Here is a 19,086-nt window from a genome sequence, read left to right as displayed (position 1 = left end):
TATATCGCGGTATGAATAGAATGATATGTTTCTAGATGGTAAAAAACCCCCAAATCACTATGAATAGGGGGGTTATCGAAAGGATTCCTATGAGATAGGGGGTTATTTTTTCATATGTAAAATAATGTCTCTATTACTGTCTTTTTTAGGTCTACCGCCTTTTTTAGCGTAATCAGGAGCTACATCTGTAAGCCACTCATTAATAGTGTCATCTTTAGATACTTTCAAATCTTCAGAGACCATAGGGCTATGTATCTTGAATAATATTGACTTAATCTGTTGAACCATTTGATTTTTTTTAATCTGTTTATCCCTATCCATTTCCCACAGATAATCGGCTATGGCAATCCCTGCACCTTTAAACAAACTATTTATCAGATTTTTCTTCTCAATTGAATGTAGTTGTTTAGTAGTTTGATCTGAATTATATTTGTTTAAGTCTAACCTAAGCGATTTATTTTCAGATTCTAGCCTTTTTAAACTTTCTTTTTTTTCGTTCAGTTCTACCATTACATTATTGAACTCTAGTTTTTCACGTATTTGGTTGGCGAATTGAATTAAATCATGTGATTTAAATTTAAGAACATACTGTAATTCATATCTACTTTTTTCGTTTACCTCACTATCTAAACTAAACAAGCGATAACCAACAGGCTTTAAGCTTATGAGTGCTTGCATGTCCTCATCTTTATATGTTAAAAGATCTTCCAATGTATATAGAGGGCTACTATAGCCTATTCTAGGTGCAATATCATGAGGCAATAGCTCAATATTATTAATTGTGGCTTTAAAATAAGCTTTACAAGAAGCTGGCACATTAATCAAAGCAACTTCAGTGGGTTTGTCATCATAAAATTCAGTTCTGTATTGAGCTGCATAAACTACTCCTGAATACATAACATAAGGAATTAGCTTATCTATATTAATATAATCATAAAGCATTGAAGGAGTGACAGGCTTATTTAAGATTTCTGATAGACCTGCTGCAACTTCTTCTAAATCATAATATTCTCTTGAGCTATCAAACATTGTGCTACCTTTGGTTATATTAAAACATCTAGTTATTAACTTGTTCTATTTGACTTTCGACAAAGTCTGCCCAATCATTCATCATTTCTCGACGATAGTCTAAATGCTGAGCACCGTTGTAAGCCTTGCTAATTTTGTTTTCTTGTTCATGAGCTAGCTGTAATTCAATAGCTTCGTGCATATAGCCCTGTTCATGAAGAGTAGTACTTGCCAGACCTCTAAACCCATGACCAGTCATCTTGTATTTATAGCCCATTTGATAAAGCGCATTAATAAAGGCATTTTGGCTGTAAGGTTTGCGAGTAGAAGGGTTGTAGAACACATACTGCTCTGAGAAATTTAGCTCTTTGATTTGCTCTAATATATCTATAACTTGTGGCGCAAGCGGCACAATATGAGGTCTGTCCATTTTCATTTTGCTTGCCGGGATGCGCCAAACTTTATTGTTCCAGTCAATCTCTGACCATTCCATAAATCTGAGCTCATTTGTGCGCACGAACGTATAGCATAAAAACTGTAGGCCTAATTTGACTGTAATATGCCCAGTGTAGTCATTGATATCTTGCAAAAGCTTTGGCAACTCTTTCGAAGTAACTCGACTATGGTTTTTAGTCTTATGCGGTTTAATGGCCGCTGATAAATCTGCTGCAGGATTTGACGTTGCCATGCCGGTGCGAATAGCATGTTTGAATATTTGTCCTACTTCTGCCATGATGCGTCGTGCCATCTCGTTAGCGCCTCGTGCTTCAATATTCTTGCCGATTGTCAAAATGTCGGGTGGGGTAATATCATCAATCAGTTTATGACCAATAATTGGTTTTACATCACGAATATAGGCTGAATAATTTCGGCTAAATGTACTAGCTGCTAAGAAGGTCTTGCGGTCTGCATACCAAGCCTGACCAATAGTATCAAAAAGCCTCGAACCGTCTTGCTCTGCGATTTTTTCTTTCTTTTTATCTTTTGGGTTAATACCTTCGTTAATAAGCTGTTTTATTTCTAAATTACGCTGGCGGGCCTGTTGTAATGTAATAACTGGGTATTTACCTAAAGTGAGCGATTGCTGTTTACCCTGCCAGCGATAGGCGCTTACCCAGACCTTGTTCCCTGTATGTCTTACCCACAGTTGTAGACCGTCACCATCACTATGTTTGTCAGGGCGGCTAGGTGTACATTTTTCGCTCGCGGTTAACTTGTTGATGATAGTATGAGTTAGTGGCATGTTGGTATATCTCCGCGTTGGTATAATCTATACCAACAAATATACCAATATTCTATATGGTTCGCCACATACCAAGATATTCGTAAATCTCGCAAAACCCCATAAAAAAAGGCTTGCTGCATCGCTGCGAACAAGCCTGATTTAAAATATGGTGGGCCCAGTAGGACTTGAACCTACGACCAAAGGATTATGAGTCCTTGTTTTTACAACAACAATACACAATGGATGGCGATAAGTAGCTGCAATTATTGACTTAAAGCCTTTTGTATTAAAGGTCTAGGTTAAAATCCAAATATACCTATCAACAAGTAGATATGCTTATCAATAAATTCGGAGTATCAAAATGGATGGTTTTAGCAGATCTTTTAAAAGTAAGGGTCTACAAATGAAACTTTTAAATGATTGGCAATAAAGGATATATCTTTCATTCAAAGTATAAAAAAAGCTAAGAGCTGGTTACTCTTGTTTTTACACCTCGTATTGGTCAGCAGATCTTACTCATAAATATGTAGGAGATATTGAAAAAGCGTACCCACATCGTGAGTACGCTAAAAACTAACAAGTATAAAACAAGAATATCTGAATGAAAATAAAGTCTAAATCAGATTTAAGTCGCTATAGGTGTATCTAAATTGACTGGTTTCTCTTGAATTTTTTTACTACCTACTGCTGCATTTAAGTTTACAAGGAAAATAGCAGTGGCTGCAATTATTCCTGGTATGGCGATAAACAAAAAGTTAGTTTGGTGACTTAGCTCTAGTGTAAGTAGCGCCCCAGTTAAGATAGGACCTACGATAGCGCCAATGCGACCGATACCCGATGCCCAACCCATAGCAGTGGTACGTACAGCAGTAGGATAATATTGAGCGACAAAGGTGTAGAGTAATATTTGTGAGCCAATAGTAGTGGCGCCTGCAATCGCTATAAGACTATATAGCACCACTTGCGGGCTGTTGTATCCAAGTAGTATTAATGCTGCAGCACCAGCGACAAACATAATGGTTAATACTGGCTTTAGATGAAATCTATCAGCCAGCACACCGCCACCAATAGCACCGATCATCCCACCAATATTAAGCGCAAATAAGAACAGCATACTAGCACCTAGCGAGTAACCTGCTTGAATCATCAGCTTCGGCAACCAGCTGGCAAGAGCATATACCATTAATAAGCACATAAAGAAGGCCACCCAAAACATAATGGTAGTAAAGCCACGATTCTTTAGAAATAGCGCTTTGATAGGAGCGTCATCACCTTTGGTTAGTTCATCTAATATTAAGGTGGTGGAGGCGGTGAAAGTTTCTTGTGGTGCAAGTCTGCGGACGATTTTTTTGGCGTCGTCATGTCTTTTTTCTTTGACGAGATACATTAAAGATTCAGGCAGCATTTTCCAAATAATTGGCAATAGTAAGGTAGGGATGCCTGCGATATAAAACATAATCTCCCAGCCATAATCTACCACCAGAAATGATCCAAGCAATGCAGATGCCATTCCGCCTATCGCGTAACCACTAAACATAATAGCGACTAGAGTACTACGGATACGTTTTGGGGCATATTCAGAAGTCAGCGCTACACAAATGGGCATTATACCGCCGATACCAAGACCAGCAATAAAGCGTAAGGCGGCAAACTGCATTGGACCATTAGCGAATGCGCCAGCAAAAGTAAAGGTACTAAATAAAGCGACGCAAATCATGATGGTTTTTTTACGGCCGATTTTATCAGACAGAGTACCAAAAATCATTGCACCAAACATCATGCCAAAGAGTGCTGCGCTGGCAAGAAACCCTGCTTGTACTGCGGTCAATGACCATTCTTCCATGAGTAAGGGTAATGCTACGCCATAAATGATGAGATCATAACCATCAAAGATAATAATCAGTAGACACCAAAACAGGACCTTCCAATGAAAGGGCGCAAATTTGGCTTCATCAATAACTTTATTGATGTTTAAGGTTGGTGATTCCATTCGTATATCTCCATGAGTAATATCCTTATAAGTGTCTAACAAGTTATTGTTTTCTGATGATCAAGTCAAAAACTATCTAAGTATAAATATATACCTATAAGGTATGGTTTTTGGTTTTACAGAGCATGAGAAAGTATAGGTACGTGTAAATAACTTACATTTAATCAGTTAGAACTTATCTTAGGCGACCTCTAAGAGGCTAATAAATGTATGTATATTAGCTGTTTAGAGGTAATCTAAAGAAAGCTGCACGATTTTTTGTAACAAGTGGTATTTCTTGAAAGATATGCAAGAAAATAGCTCATATATTTAAAAGATATATGAGCTTATCTATGCATTATTGATAGACATCACAAAATCCCCGTCAATGCTGTAAACGGTAGTGATGATATTTAGATAAGTTATATAGCAATATTATTGTTTAAAATCCTGTCGCACGAGCTGATTAAATGCTTCAGGTTGTTCAATATTTGAGATGTGTGAGGCATCGATAGTAGCGAGCTTAGCACTAGGAATATGATCGACTATATATTGACCATCGGCAACCGTTGTCACTGGATCCTCGATACCTGCAACTACTGTGACGGGTACACGAATATTTTGTAACTGCTCGCGAGTATCAGCGACAGATAGTGCCTCGCAGCAGCTGGCATAACCCTCGCTACTGCCAGCTGCGAGAGCGTCAGATAGTGCTTTAACTACATCAGGATGATTATCGATAAAACTTGCTGTGAACCAACGCGGAGCGGCTGTAGCGGCAATAGGATCTAGACCTTGCTCACGTACCAAGTGCGCGCGATCTACCCATGCTGCCTCATTGCCAATCTTCGCGGCGGTATTGCATAGCATTAAATGATCAAAGCGCTCAGGATGATGAATAGCTAACCATTGACCAGTCATACCACCCATAGAAATGCCACAAAAAAATGCTTTATCTATGTTCAGATAATCAAGCAAATCAATGACGTCTTGTCCAAGCTGATCGAAACTATAAGGACCTCTTGGTGCAGAAGAGTTACCATGGCCACGAGTGTCATAGCAGATGATAAAATAATCGTTTTGCAAAGCATCGATTTGTGGCTGCCACATATGATAGCTGGTACCTAAAGAGTTGGAGAATATCAGAGCAGGGTTACTGCTATCACCAAAAGTGGCATAGTTTAGCGTTATATCTTTATTGTCAAATTCAGGCATGATGAACGTCCTTGTTTGTGATTGTCATGTGAGTAAGGTATTGGTTTTTGCCTATCAATGAGTGCATCTATTTTTTGAGCTATCTATATATTCTCAACACGCTTAACTCTCAACACGCTCAATAATCATCGCGATACCTTGTCCAACTCCGATACACATTGAGCAGATAGCATAACGCTTGCCTGTTTTTTCCAGTTGATTAAGGGCGGTTAAGATCAAACGTGCACCTGAGGCGCCGAGTGGATGACCAAGGGCAATCGCACCGCCGTTAGGATTGACGCGCTCGCTATCATCAGCTAACCCTAAGTCACGTGTGCAAGCTAGAGCTTGGGCAGCAAAGGCTTCGTTTAATTCAATGACATCCATCTCATCGAGAGACAGTCCGGTTTGCTTAAGCAGCTTTTTCATTGCGGGTGCTGGGGCGAAACCCATAATACGTGGCTCAACGCCTACCGTAGTTGAGGCCACAATACGTGCCCGTGGCTTTAGATTAAATTCTCTAACCGCTTGCTCTGACGCTACTAGGAAGGCTGCTGCACCATCATTAATTCCAGAGGCATTACCAGCAGTCACCGTACCATCTGCGGTGACGATAGGACGCAGTTTAGTCAACTTCTCAAGGGTAGTGTCAGCACGAGGATGCTCATCAGTATCGACGGTGACAGGCTCGCCTTTACGCTGCGGAATGACGACAGGGGTCATCTCATCTTTAAAAAATCCTGACTTTTGCGCCGCTGCGGTACGTTGTTGGCTACGTAGCGCAAATGCATCTTGGTCAGCTCGATTGACATTGAATTGCTCTGCGACATTTTCAGCGGTTTGCGGCATAGTCTCTGTGCCATATAGCTCATCAAGCTTTGGATTGATAAAGCGCCAGCCCATAGTAGTATCTTCCAGCTTTTGACTACGACCAAATGCCTGACCTGATTTGCCCATCACAAATGGCGCACGGCTCATGCTCTCAACACCACCTGCGATAATTAAATTGGCTTCACCAGCTTTAATCGCACGTGCCGCTATCGCTAACGCATCCATCGACGAGCCGCACAAGCGGTTAACAGTTGTCGCAGGCACTTGATAAGGTAGGCCGGCTAGCAATGACGACATACGTCCGACGTTGCGATTGTCTTCGCCGCTTTGGTTGGCACAGCCATAGATGACGTCATCTACTTGTACCCAGTCGACATTAGCATTACGTTCTATTAACGCCTTGATAGGGATAGCGCCTAGGTCGTCTGCACGTACGGGTGCTAGACCGCCGCCGTAGCGTCCAAAAGGGATGCGAATGGCGTCAATGATATAAGCGTTTGTTAAGTTATCCATTGTAGATATTATCCTTTTTATTATTTTACTGTAGTAGCGTCAGTCAGTGTGGCACCCGTCAAGGCCTGTAAGTCTTCGAAGCTAATGCCATCGACCATTTCGGTGACTGCTAAGCCTTTATCGGTGACATCAATGACACATAAATCAGTATAAATGCGATCAACGCAGTTTTTGCCAGTCACAGGATAAGTAAGCTCGCTGACGATTTTAGGGTCGCCAGTTTTGGTGGTGTGATTGGTCATCACAAAGACTTTTTTGGCACCGACGGCTAAGTCCATAGCGCCGCCAACTGCAGGTATTGCATCTGGCGCACCCGTGTTCCAATTGGCTAAGTCGCCATTGGCAGCCACTTGGAATGCACCTAGTACGCAGATATCAAGATGACCACCACGCATCATTGCAAAAGAGTCGCCATGATGAAAGAAGCTGCCGCCATCGAGCATGGTAACGTACTCTTTTCCGGCATTAATCAGCTCGGGATCCTCTTCACCTTTAGCAGGTGGTGGTCCAAAAGCTAATAAGCCGTTTTCTGAATGCAAAAATACATCTTTATCATCCGGTAGGTATTTTGCAATTTTGGTCGGTAGTCCGATGCCTAAATTGACATAGGCACCATCTGGAATATCTTGTGCAGCGCGCTCAGCGATTTGATCGCGGGTCAAAACGGTGTAGGAAGTATGGCTCATGATGACGATCCTTATAATTGGCAGTATTAAGCGGTGGCTGTAGTAGCTGTGCTAGAAAGTTAAGCGCTAGCAGATTCAGTGTTAGCAGGCTGAATCTGCACCACATGCTGCACAAAGATACCCGGCGTAATAACGTGCTCAGGATCAAGCGCGCCAAGCTCAACCGTTTCAGAGACTTGGGCGATAGTAATATCAGCCGCCATTGCCATGATTGGGCCGAAGTTACGTGCAGACTTGCGGTACACCAAGTTGCCCCAACGATCGCCTCTAGAAGCTTTAATTAAAGCAAAATCAGCCTTGATCGGATATTCAAGAACATAGTCTTTACCATCGATTTCTCGAGTCTCTTTACCTTCTGCGAGTAAAGTGCCAAAGCCTGTTGGCGTATATACTGCACCGAGTCCCATACCTGCTGCTTGAATACGGCAAGCCAGATTACCCTGTGGTACGAGCTCCAGCTCAATCTTGCCAGCATGATAAAGCTCATCAAATACCCAAGAGTCCGATTGACGCGGGAAAGAGCAAATGATTTTACGCACAGCACCTGTTTTTAAGAGCTTGGCAAGGCCATGGTCGCCGTTACCGGCATTATTATTAATGATGACCAAATCCTTTACGCCCAAATTAATAAGCCCATCAATCAGTTCAGCAGGTTGACCCGCTGTGCCAAAGCCACCAATCATGATGGTGGCGCCATCTTTGATTTGACTAAGAACGTCAGTTATATTTTTATCAGCTTTATTAATCATGTTTATATCCTATAAAAAGTCATATGAGGTAGTGTCTTTAAAATTAATAAGTGGTACATGGGTTAGACTCATTGCTCTGACACTACTTAATTTTTTTCGTAAGAGACTTGCTCTTAATTGGCTTCATTATTAGAGGTCGTTAATGAGATAGATGATGTTGGTAGTAAGCGTTTTTTGGTCAGAATATAGTGAGCAATCATGCCGATAAGAATGCCCCAAAACACAGAGCTTAATCCCAAAAAGCTCATACCCGATGCTGTCGCCAAAAAGGTAATTAACGCTGCATCTCTTTGCTCATCATTTTTCATAGCAATGGTGATATTGGCAGAAATGGCACCGATTAATGCAAGACCGGCCAGTGCCGCGACAAGCTCTTTTGGAAGCAAGCTAAATACCATCACGATACTGCCAGCAAATAAACCGCCAAATAAATAGAAGATGCCATTAGCAACACCTGCGATATAGCGCTTTTCCTTAAGTTCATGCGCATCTTTACCAGTGCAAAGCGCGGCTGTGATCGCGGCAAGTACGATAGTAATACCGCCGACACATGCAACTGCTAAAGAGGCGAGGCTTGTAACACTCACAATAGGCTTGGCTGGCGTGTCATAGCCACTTAGATTTAAAATAGCCATGCCGGGTAAGAATTGACCAGTTAAGCTCACAAGGATGAGTGGTATAGCGAGGTTAAACGTTGAGTTCCACGACCATTCAGGTGCAATAAAAGTAGGTATGGTAACGGCTAAATCGAAATGGACAGGGTTCATTTTGCCAAGTAAGACGCTTAAGATAACACCGCATATCAACACCCAGATCATCGTATAGCGCGGCGAAAAGCGTTTGGCTAATAAATAGCAACCGAGCATGCTAAAGACGATAAATGGCATGCTATCAGTGGCTTTAAATAATTCTAAGCCGAATTGAAATAGAATCCCTGCCATCATGCCAGCGGCAATACCGTTAGGAATCCATTTTAATATTTTGTCGAAGTAACCTGTTGCCCCAACAATAAATATGACAATCGCTGAGATGATATAGCCGGCAACAGCTTCATTAATACTCATCTGTGGAAATAGGGTAACCAGTAAAGCGGTACCAGGGGCGGACCATGCTGTAATAACCGGTGTTTTATATTTAATAGATAAATAGATACCAGGAATGGCAGCACCAATGGAGACACCCCAAATCCAAGACGCCATCATGGCATCCGATACTTGTGCGGCTTGTGCGGCCTGAAAAAAAATAATCAAAGGACCCGCATAAGAAATAAGAACCGCTAAGAACCCTGCAACCGATGCGGAGAGCGACCAGTCGTTTTTTAAGGTTTGGATTACAGAGGCCATATTGCTTCCTTGCAAATTAGCATTCGTTACGGGGTTGCAAATTAAGATGCATGCTACTGATTGACAGATTTATTATTAGCCTTCGTCGCCACCGCCCACAGGAATGGTACTACCAGTAATATAAGAAGACTCATCGGATGCTAAAAACAAGATGGCATTGACTTGCTCATCAATCGTGCCGTAGCGTTTCATAAAGGTGCGATTAATGGTCTGATCAACCACCGCATTCATCCATGATTTTTCATCATCAGTTAATGGTTTGGCGTTACGTGGAATCTTTCTGGGCGGCGCTTCAGTACCGCCAGTTGCCACGGCATTCACACGGATGCCATCGTTTGCATACTCAAAAGCGAGCGATGCGGTCATGGCGTTCACGCCGCCTTTCGCTGTCGAATAGGGTATGCGGTTGATACCGCGAGTAGCGATAGAGGACACATTAACAATAATGCCTGACTGCTGTTTGACCATGGTTGGTAATACCGCATGACAACACCATAATGTTGGAAATAATGAGCGACTAATTTCCTTTTGGATTTCTGCTTCAGAGAAGCTGGTAAAAGGTTTCATCCATATTGCGCCGCCGACATTGTTGACTAATATATCGATACGCCCATAGCTATCAAGTGCCTTATCAATAGCCTCTTTAGCACCTTGACGGGTTTCAAGGTCAGCTTGAATGGTAACGGCTTGTCCACCATTAGCAATGATTTCAGCCAGCACCTCTTCTACTAATGGAGAAAAGTCTGCCATGACGATTTTTCCGCCCTCACTTGCTAAGCGTAATGCGACTCCGCGCCCGATGCCTTGGGCGGCACCAGTAACGATACATACTTTATTATCAAATCTTTTACTCATGACAGTCTCCTAAAAATCTTGCTCATGCTTTGCTAGTAGAGTAATACGGCTAAGCTATGTTATTGTTCACTGGGCGTGAATTTTTCATAGTAAAAATTGCACGGTTTTAGATTACTGCTGTCTAACCAATTACTCACCGCATCCACCATCCCTAACGGACCACACAAGTACACATCGACGTCACCATCGTTCAGCCACTCATTATCAACATGACCGGTAACATAACCTTTACGCTCATGACTACTGTCTTCTGTGGCGACACAGGTGCGGTAGTCAAACCAAGGGTGGTTTTGTTTTACTTCTTCTAGTTTCTCGACTTCTATCAGATCAAAATCGTTGGTGACGCCGTAGACCATCCTGACAGGATGATGAGCGCCCGATACTTCTAAGCTTTTTAGCATGGATAGGAAAGGTGCGATACCGGTACCGCCTGCCAAAAACAAAGTAGGACGAACGACTGGTCGCAAATAAAAGCTGCCGAATGGACCTTCAAAGTCAATCTCTTGACCAATGTGGGCAATGTCTGACAAGAATGTGCTCATCTTACCGTTAGGGATATTACGTACGACAAACTCTGCCTCTTTAGTGCTAGGCATAGAACTAAACGAGTAGGAGCGTGTCTCGTTAGAATCAGGAATGCTGATATTGACATACTGTCCTGGCAAAAATACTAGCGCATCTGGATTATCGACTTCGACGCCAAAGTGAATGGTAGACTCAGACAGTACATTCAGCTGCTGTAGTTTGCCTTTGAATACAGACTTGCCAACTTTGCAAGCTTCAGAGGAGGTTGGTACTTTGATCACGCAGTCGCTTTCAGGAATCATCTGACAGGTGAGTACATAACCTTCTTCAGCTTCAGCTTCTGTGAGTGCATCTTCGATATACATATCAGGGTGCATGTCATAGCTGCCAGATTCACAATGGCAACGGCAAGTACCGCAAGCACCATCTAGGCAGTCCACAGGGATATTAAATTTTTGACGATACGCTGCTTCGGCAACTGTTTCGTCGGCTTCACATTTGATGAAGCCCGTGACGCCGTCTTCGAACTGTAGAGCAATATTATATTCCATGAGAAATATCCCTTTTCAACACGTATTAATTAAAAGCTAGTGACTAAATAACGAATAAATAAGGATTAAACGTGATAAACATCCATAATCTGATGGACATAATCGTCTTTTAAGACCACATACTTATCTAGAATCTTTGGTTGGTCTTGAGTCATGTCTATTTTGTACTGAGAGTAACCCCAATACGTGTTGGTCTCGTGATAGCGAAAGGACTTGTTGATCCAGTTGAAACGCACCGTCACAATACCGTCATTGTTTTCGAGTAATTCAATATTTGATAAATTGTGCGTGGTACGTGTATCAGGTATGGTCGCTGATGAGCGCTCAGTCTCGATGCGGAAGATACGATCTTCAAGACCACGGCGGTCCGGATAATAAATCAGCGAAATTTCTCGTTGTGGGTCGCTGATGAGCTGACCATCATCATCCCAACTTGGCATCCAGAAAGGGCAGTCTTCATCGTAATAAGTGAGCCATTCTTCCCATTTTTTCTCATCCAATAAACGCGCTTCACGGTATAGAAACTGTCTAATGTCTTCAATGTTAACAGTTGTGTTTTTCATGATTGATATCCTTATTTTTTGTCAGTTCTACAATAAATAGCAGAGTAATAATAAAAATGTATTAGTCGCTATTAGCACCGTGTAGCTGCTGCTCTTGCTCTAGAGCTTTTTTCATCTCTTCATGCCAGTAGCGATGTTGGACGGTATATAGCCCTTCATCTTCAGTCTTAACACCGCTCATTAAAGGTTTTAAGTCAATAGCGGCAGCGCCTTCATCTGCTCCTTGAATCCAGTGCTCGGAGCCTCGGCACATATCATTCCATTCAAGTTTGATACCGTTATAACCTTCTTGGCATGAGCGGAACTCTTCTAAGTCATCAGGTGTTGCCATACCAGTAACGTTAAAGAAATCTTCATACTGACGGATACGGCGTGCACGTGACTCATCGCTTTCGCCTTTTGGTGCGATACACCATATGCTGACTTCAGTTTTGTCAACCGCGATAGGGCGGAGCATACGAATTTGTGAGCTGAACTGATCCATAATGTAGACGTTTGGATATAGGCATAAGTTACGTGAGCGTCCAATCATCCAGTCCGCCATTGCTTCACCGTATTTAGCGACATAATCATCGCGATAGGCATAGTTTGGACGGTCCTGTGGGTTTTCCCACTGTGTCCATAACAGCATGTGTCCGTTTTCAAAAGAGTAGAAACCGCCACCTTGACGTCCCCATTTTCCAGCGTTCATGGCTTTGATGTTGTCTTCTTTGACTGCTTCTTGTTCTTTACGACGTGCAGTGGTAGCCGCATAATTCCAATGCACAGCTGATACGTGATAGCCATCAGCACCGTTTTCAGCTTGCAGTTTCCAGTTACCATCAAAAGTATAGGTTGATGTGCCGCGTAGAACTTCTAGACCTTCTGGCGACTGATTGACAATCATGTCAAGAATCTTGGTAGAACCACCAAGCCAGTCTTCAATTGACTGAACATCATCATTTAAGCTAGCAAAGATAAAGCCTTTATAATTGGCCATTTTCACTTGTTTTAGGTCGTGTGAACCTTCTTTATTGAAACATTCTGGGTAGCCGGCGTGTCTTGGGTCTTTAACTTTAAGCAGCTTACCTGAGTTGTTAAAAGTCCAACCGTGAAACGGGCAAGTGTAAGTGGCTTTATTGCCTTTCTTATGACGGCAGAGCTGTGCACCACGATGTGAGCATGAGTTAATCATGCAATGCAGCTCGCCTTCTTTATTGCGGGCAAGAATCACGGGCTGACGACCGATGTATGAGGTGTAGTAGTCATTGTTATCAGGAACTTGAGACTCATGAGCCAAATAGACCCAGTTGCTCTCAAAGATGTACTTCATCTCAAGCTCGAACAGCTCTTCGTTAGTGAAGGCGCTACGATGCAGACGATAAATCCCTTTTTCACTGTTCTCTTCTAAAAAATCATCAATAGTGATGTCTGATCCTTCAGGTACTAGATTGATAAGCTCGCTCATGGCTGCACTCCTTGTATAATGACGGTATAAAATGAGATTAGAATTTTACGTTTGATACGGCAACTGAGGGCATATCAAACGTAAGTCGCTAGTAGTGATCAATTAATTAATGCTATTTAATATGAGTGCTCATTAACCTTGAGCACGGCGGCGTTCTACTTCGCTGCCTTGTACAGCTTGGTCAATGTCTTTTACTAAATGAAAGTCAAAGTCGATACTTGCGTAAGGCTTATCCAGCGCTTTTTCTTTTAGCTTGTCCGCATCTTCGACCATCGTTACCTCTGGTACCAAACCTTCGCGGCTTGCAAAAGCAAAGTCATCCCATAGGTACTCATCGCCATCGATGTTAATCTGCGTGGTCAGTTTGCGATGACCGTCAGCACTGGCGAAGAAATGAATGTGAGCTGGGCGATGACCATGACGTCCTAGCGCGCCCAATACTTTTTGCGTCATTCCTTCTGGTGGTACCGAGTAACCTAGCGGAACGATGCTGCGGAATGCATAATTGCCGTTCTCATCTGTAATGATGCTACGACGCAAGTTGAAGTGAGACTGTGATTCATCAAAGAAAGAGTAGTTACCTAAGCTGTTGGCATGCCATACTTCTACCTTTGCGTTTGGAAGAGGTTTTCCATTTTCACCATAAACAGTTCCTTGCATAAATAGCACCGTGCCATTATCAATATCTGTACCGTCATCAAGACGTGCAAACCCTTTTTCTTCTGGTGCGCCAGCGACATAGAGAGGGCCTTCAATAGTACGTACAGTCCCGCCATCCAATCCTGCTTCTTTTAAATCTTCTTCAATCATTAAATCCATGAAGTGATCAAAACCAAGACCTGGTGATAACAAACCGGCTTCTTTGCCTAAATCACTAATGAACTCAACCCCAGACCAATACTCATCGGCGGTTATTTTTAAGTCATTAATGGTTTGCATAAGGTCGGTCACAATACGTAATACAATCTCTTGTACACGTGGATTTACTTGTTCAGGGAAGTCGATTTTGCCTTTGATAAACTGAGTGGCTAATGCTTCAATTTGCTTGCGTTCCATGTCTCTCTCCTTGTTGAGGACTGTTTTATTAAGGGGTAACTACAGTGAGTATTCTTACTCACCTTTTATAGATTCTGATTACAGATTTAATGCCTTGATTTAGCTGTCATCACTACGAACAGATGATGGGTGACGCAATAACGGTGTCACTTCAACCTTCATGTACGGATAAAGTGGTAATGACATCATAATATCGTGTAGCTCTTCATTACTCTCAACATCAAAGATACTGAAGTTAGAATACTGACCTGCTATACGCCAAATATGACGCCATTTACCTTGCTCTTGCAGCTTCTGTGACAGTGCTTTCTCAGCTTGTTTAAGTTCACTGACCTTATCAGCATTCATATCTGTCGGTAACAATACATCCATTTTGACGTGATATAACATAATTATGTCCTTATATTTATGGTTAGTCATATGGCTGATATTTGGTCTACATCAGCATTTATTTTACGGAGCTTTTGGCAGAGCACTATCAAGCCCCAGCGTGAGAGTCGCTTACGTAAGTTCCTAACGATATAGGATTTGAGGATGATAAATCTGCTTGTCTGGCATAGTGATATACTTTGTCGCTATCTACCTCGATACCTAGGCCAGCACCGGTTGGAATAATTAAACCAAAATTTTGATAATCAAGCGGTTGAGCTAAAATATCCTCTGTTAGTAGCAACGGGCCAAAAAGCTCCGTGTCAAAGTTCAGACTAGAATAAGTAGAGAACACATGCGCTGATGCAGCAGTACCAATGGGTCCTTCTAGCATCGTCCCGCCATAAAGCTCGATACCTGCTAGATGTGCCATTTGTCCGATAAGGCAGGCGGCTTTTAATCCACCAGCTTGATTGATTTTTACAGCAAAGACATCAGCACAATGATCCGCTGCCAATTGAAACGCATTATGTGGATCTTGCACGACTTCGTCAGCCATAATAGCCACGTCAAAGTGCTCAGTTAAACGCTTCAGCGCTGATGTATTACGCATCGATACTGGCTGCTCGATTAAGTCAACACCGCCACTCTGTAATAAATTTATACCTTTAATAGCTTCAAGCTCTGTCCATGCTTGATTGACATCAACGGTGATGCGGCAATCAGGTAAAGCTTGTTTAATAGCTAACACATGGGCGACATCATCAAGGATAGGGTTGCTGCCTATTTTTAATTTAAAAATCCGATGCTTTCTCTGTTCAATCATCTGATGAGCTTCAGCGATATCGGTATCAGTATTTCCGCTAGCAAGCGTCCATGCCACTTCGATACGATCACGGACGCGACCACCGATGAGCTCGCTGATAGGTAGATTGAGTCTTTTGCCTTCGATGTCGAGTAGAGCAGTTTCAATCGCGCATTTTGCAAAACGATTGCCGCTGATGTGGGTATTCAATAGCTGCATTGCTTTTGCTGTGCTTGTAGGCTTTTCTTTCATCAAGAGAGGGGTAAAGTAAGTATCGATATTAATTTTGATACTATGAGGACTTTCTTCAGCATAACTTAAGCCGCCAATCGTCGTTGCTTCGCCCCAACCTTCGTAGCCATCTTCGGTTTGGATATGCACCAGAACCAATACTTGTTCATTCATCACGGTACAAGCCAGTTTATGCGCTCGAATAGTAGGTATTGGTACTAGTAAAGTATTAATTGAACGAATCATATCTATCCTTAGTATAAAATTTTGGCTTCCTTATGCTTAATAAGAACTATAGGTGTTAAATATCGACATGTCTAAGACCTATTTAGTCTTTTTTTAATACTTTTTAGGTATTTTGTCGGAAGGTAGGTGGTATGTTATGTTCTTTAGGTATGGATATTTTGTATATGAAGTAGGTGATAGATAAAAGGGAAGAAATTAGAACGACTTAGGATAGAAACAATAGGAAGTCAATCAAGGAAGAATAATGGAACTCAGGCATTTACGCTATTTCATAGCTGTGGCAGAAGAAAAAAGCTTCAATAAAGCAGCTGCTCGTTTATACATCTCGCAGCCACCACTTAGCCGGCAGATAAAACAGTTGGAAGAAGAGATTGGCGTTACGCTTATCGATAGGGAGAACCGTCCCTTGAAACTCACTGAGGCTGGCGAGTTTTTTTATGATCATGCTATTCAAATTTTAAAAAAATCAGACGATCTGCGTACTATGACTATTCGTAAGGGAAATTTTGATAATTCGCTCTCAATAGGCTTTGTATCATCTATATTGTATGGCATATTGCCGAGAGTAATATCCCGTTTCAGAGAAGTTCATCCGAATATCGAAGTTAAATTGTATGAGCTAAACTCTTGGCAACAAACGCAAGCATTGACAGAAGGTAAGATAGATGTAGGTTTTGGCAGGTTGTTATTTGAAGATGCTTCTATTAGGCGAATGGTGCTTAGAGAGGAAGATTTAGTAGTTGCTGTTCCTATCGAGCATCCATTATCAAAAGAAAAACGCGACAGTTTAAGCTTGATCGATTTAACAAATGAAAACCTCTTACTTTATCCAACAGCACCGAGGCCGAGTTTCATTGATTACGTATTAGAACTATTTGAAAATCGTAATTTGAAGGCGAATTATTTTATGGAAGTGCGTGAATTGCATATTGCCCTAGGGTTAGTAGCAGCAGGAGAAGGGTTCACTATCGTACCAAAGACACTTGAGCATTTACGTCATCAAGAGATAACCTATATACCATTTGAAGAGGGGATATTGACTTCGCCAATCGTGATGAGTGTCAGGCATTTCGATAAGTCTGAATTACTGGAAACGTTATTAGATGTTACTTATCAAATTTATGACGAAGAATGCTTCATATATAAGCGTGAGAAGATTTGAAAATATCTCAAATCTCAAGACTCTTAATTATAGTTAAACTCTGATATTAAGCACATCACCTAAGTAAAGTACTCAATGAAAAAGGTCGCTAAGACTATGCATAATATAGTGTTTGCAGCTTTTTTTACTTCTTAGATTAACACGTGAAGTGCAATATCAAAGAGTAGGTGAAAAGGAGGCCTAGATGCGCTAGCATCAAAGTCTTTATCCACCGACCAAAGTGAGATTGCAACCATGAGCTATACACATCTAAGCCTAGGGGATCGATATCAGATTTCTGCTCTTAAAGGGCACAACATAGTATTAAATTTATAGCAGGGGCGCCATATCAAGAGAGCTTAGACGCAATAAAAGCCTACGAGGGTACAGAGCAAAGCATGCAGACAACACAGCTAAAGCGAGGTGAGCAAATAATGCCTTCACCATCATTTTAAACGTCTGGGACTAGGTGGTGACTAAGCTTAAGTTGCAGTGGAGTCCTGAGCAAATAGCAGGCGTTCATAGTGGAGTCAGTCACATGAGTATCTATCGTTACTTATGGACTGATAAGAGGCAAGGCGGCACGCTATGGCAATATTTAAGACGCAAAGCCAAACCCTATCGTCAAAGTCTTACCACTGAGACTCGTGGGCGTATTAATGACAGGGTATCAATTCATGAGCGCTCTCATGTGGTAAAAGAGCGATCCCGGATCGGTGATTGGGAAGCCGACACCATCATTGGTCAAAACCACAAGCAAGCTATCGTGACAGTAGTAGAGCGAAAAACAGGCTTGGTTAAGATGAAACGAGTGACTAAAAAAAGTGCTCATCTGGTCGCGGATGCGATGGTAATTATGCTGACGCCAGTGAGACTACACGTTAAGACGATTACGTCCGACAATGGCAAGGAATTTGCGGATCATAAAGCCATCAAGCAAAGACTCTATAGTGGGTTCTACTTTGCTGATGCTTATTCCTCATGGCAACGAGGAACAAACGAAAATACCAATGGCTTGATTAGAGAGTACTTGCCTAAAGGATGTGACTTTAGACAAGTATCTGATGATGAGGTTCAAAACATCGAAGACAGGTTAAACAACAGGCCAAGAAAACGTTTGGGGTTTAAAACGCCAAACCAGGTGTTTTATTCCATTAATTAGCGTTGGACTTGGTGTGTTAATCTAGGGGAGTAAAAATCAGTCATACTTTATATTCCTGATATTCCTATGACCGCAATAGTGAAGTAGTTTGCATCTGGCAAATTTCAAGCTAGGACTTGTCTTCATTTCAGAAATGGCGATAAAAATGAGATAAATTGCCGTCAAACAAGAAAAATAGCGTAGATAATATCGGGATATTAACAAGCTATTTGACGATGTTTGGCAAAATTTAGCCATTTTTTGCCCATTTAGATGACTATCGAGTGAATTGAAGACACGCCCTAGTCTACAAAATAAACTTTCTTTATTGTTAGGTTCACTTAAAGCGGCTCTAATTCCAAGCAATATACTCTCGCTGCTTCACTGCTCCAATTAACATGCGAACATTGTGCTATACAGTCTCAAGGGCGTAGTTCTGTGTTTTCGTATTCTCTCAGAATATCAAGTCTTCTACAATCTGTGAGCGGTTCATACAGCATATATCAAAGACTTAGCTTCAATCAAAAACATTGCACACTTAGTCAAAAATACTGCAGCTGCAGTCATTTTATCTCCTAGAGTATTGTCTATAGTTGAATGACGACACTTATCTATTTAGCTATAGAAATGTTGTCGGA

General features: G+C 41.8%; 17 protein-coding genes. 2 read left to right on the top strand and 15 right to left on the bottom strand.

Translation table 11 applies throughout. The features are described 5' to 3' along the window. Positions 1-102: 102 nt before the first annotated feature. From JMX92_RS06910 to JMX92_RS06840, 15 genes are all read right to left on the bottom strand, one after another. Positions 103-1,029, bottom strand: a complete 927-nt coding sequence (locus JMX92_RS06910; protein ID WP_201544703.1) for a hypothetical protein — start codon at positions 1,027-1,029, stop codon at positions 103-105. A gap of 28 nt (positions 1,030-1,057) precedes the next feature. Continuing rightward, positions 1,058-2,251 (bottom strand): tyrosine-type recombinase/integrase, encoded by a 1,194-nt coding sequence (locus tag JMX92_RS06905; protein ID WP_201544701.1) that lies wholly within the window; start codon positions 2,249-2,251, stop codon positions 1,058-1,060. Positions 2,252-2,858: 607 nt separating this feature from the next. Next, the gene (locus JMX92_RS06900; RefSeq protein WP_201544699.1) at positions 2,859-4,223 is read right to left on the bottom strand and encodes an aromatic acid/H+ symport family MFS transporter; all 1,365 of its coding nucleotides are present in this window, start codon (positions 4,221-4,223) and stop codon (positions 2,859-2,861) included. A gap of 414 nt (positions 4,224-4,637) precedes the next feature. Beyond that, positions 4,638-5,417, bottom strand: coding sequence for a 3-oxoadipate enol-lactonase (gene pcaD / locus JMX92_RS06895; protein WP_201544697.1), 780 nt, complete (start codon positions 5,415-5,417; stop codon positions 4,638-4,640). 102 nt (positions 5,418-5,519) lie between these two features. Beyond that, on the bottom strand, positions 5,520-6,740 hold the full coding sequence (gene pcaF / locus JMX92_RS06890; protein WP_201544695.1) for a 3-oxoadipyl-CoA thiolase: 1,221 nt from the start codon (positions 6,738-6,740) through the stop codon (positions 5,520-5,522). 20 nt (positions 6,741-6,760) lie between these two features. Beyond that, positions 6,761-7,426, bottom strand: a complete 666-nt coding sequence (locus JMX92_RS06885) for a 3-oxoacid CoA-transferase subunit B (protein WP_201544693.1) — start codon at positions 7,424-7,426, stop codon at positions 6,761-6,763. 59 nt (positions 7,427-7,485) lie between these two features. Continuing rightward, a complete protein-coding gene (locus tag JMX92_RS06880) occupies positions 7,486-8,175 on the bottom strand; it encodes a 3-oxoacid CoA-transferase subunit A (RefSeq protein WP_201544691.1) in 690 nt (229 codons plus the stop codon). Between the two features lie 113 nt (positions 8,176-8,288). Beyond that, complete coding sequence (gene benE / locus JMX92_RS06875; protein WP_201544689.1) at positions 8,289-9,518, bottom strand: benzoate/H(+) symporter BenE; 1,230 nt, start codon at positions 9,516-9,518, stop codon at positions 8,289-8,291. Between the two features lie 75 nt (positions 9,519-9,593). Next, positions 9,594-10,373, bottom strand: a complete 780-nt coding sequence (locus tag JMX92_RS06870; RefSeq protein WP_201544687.1) for a 1,6-dihydroxycyclohexa-2,4-diene-1-carboxylate dehydrogenase — start codon at positions 10,371-10,373, stop codon at positions 9,594-9,596. 59 nt (positions 10,374-10,432) lie between these two features. Beyond that, positions 10,433-11,449 carry a benzoate 1,2-dioxygenase electron transfer component BenC gene (gene benC, locus JMX92_RS06865; protein ID WP_201544686.1) on the bottom strand — a complete coding sequence of 339 codons (1,017 nt, stop codon included), beginning with the start codon at positions 11,447-11,449 and terminating at the stop codon, positions 10,433-10,435. A gap of 65 nt (positions 11,450-11,514) precedes the next feature. Further along, positions 11,515-12,012: a benzoate 1,2-dioxygenase small subunit gene (benB, locus tag JMX92_RS06860; RefSeq protein WP_025643600.1), complete on the bottom strand. Its 498-nt coding sequence runs from the start codon at positions 12,010-12,012 to the stop codon at positions 11,515-11,517. Between the two features lie 61 nt (positions 12,013-12,073). Then, positions 12,074-13,459: a benzoate 1,2-dioxygenase large subunit gene (gene benA / locus JMX92_RS06855; RefSeq protein WP_201544685.1), complete on the bottom strand. Its 1,386-nt coding sequence runs from the start codon at positions 13,457-13,459 to the stop codon at positions 12,074-12,076. 132 nt (positions 13,460-13,591) lie between these two features. Then, the gene (catA, locus tag JMX92_RS06850; RefSeq protein WP_201544684.1) at positions 13,592-14,515 is read right to left on the bottom strand and encodes a catechol 1,2-dioxygenase; all 924 of its coding nucleotides are present in this window, start codon (positions 14,513-14,515) and stop codon (positions 13,592-13,594) included. Between the two features lie 99 nt (positions 14,516-14,614). After that, a complete protein-coding gene (catC, locus tag JMX92_RS06845) occupies positions 14,615-14,905 on the bottom strand; it encodes a muconolactone Delta-isomerase (protein ID WP_201544683.1) in 291 nt (96 codons plus the stop codon). An 88-nt stretch (positions 14,906-14,993) separates the two neighbouring features. Then, positions 14,994-16,166 carry a muconate/chloromuconate family cycloisomerase gene (locus tag JMX92_RS06840; protein ID WP_227675299.1) on the bottom strand — a complete coding sequence of 391 codons (1,173 nt, stop codon included), beginning with the start codon at positions 16,164-16,166 and terminating at the stop codon, positions 14,994-14,996. Positions 16,167-16,410: 244 nt separating this feature from the next. Between JMX92_RS06840 and JMX92_RS06835 the strand changes: the two genes are divergently transcribed. Both JMX92_RS06835 and JMX92_RS06830 read left to right on the top strand, forming a co-directional pair. Further along, positions 16,411-17,328: a LysR family transcriptional regulator gene (locus JMX92_RS06835; protein WP_201544682.1), complete on the top strand. Its 918-nt coding sequence runs from the start codon at positions 16,411-16,413 to the stop codon at positions 17,326-17,328. A gap of 451 nt (positions 17,329-17,779) precedes the next feature. Further along, positions 17,780-18,469 carry an IS30 family transposase gene (locus tag JMX92_RS06830; protein ID WP_201544681.1) on the top strand — a complete coding sequence of 230 codons (690 nt, stop codon included), beginning with the start codon at positions 17,780-17,782 and terminating at the stop codon, positions 18,467-18,469. The last annotated feature ends 617 nt before the right edge of the window (positions 18,470-19,086 follow it).

Source organism: Psychrobacter sp. H7-1, assembly GCF_904846585.1.
GTDB lineage: Bacteria > Pseudomonadota > Gammaproteobacteria > Pseudomonadales > Moraxellaceae > Psychrobacter > Psychrobacter raelei.
This window is presented reverse-complemented; position numbering and strand designations above follow the sequence as displayed.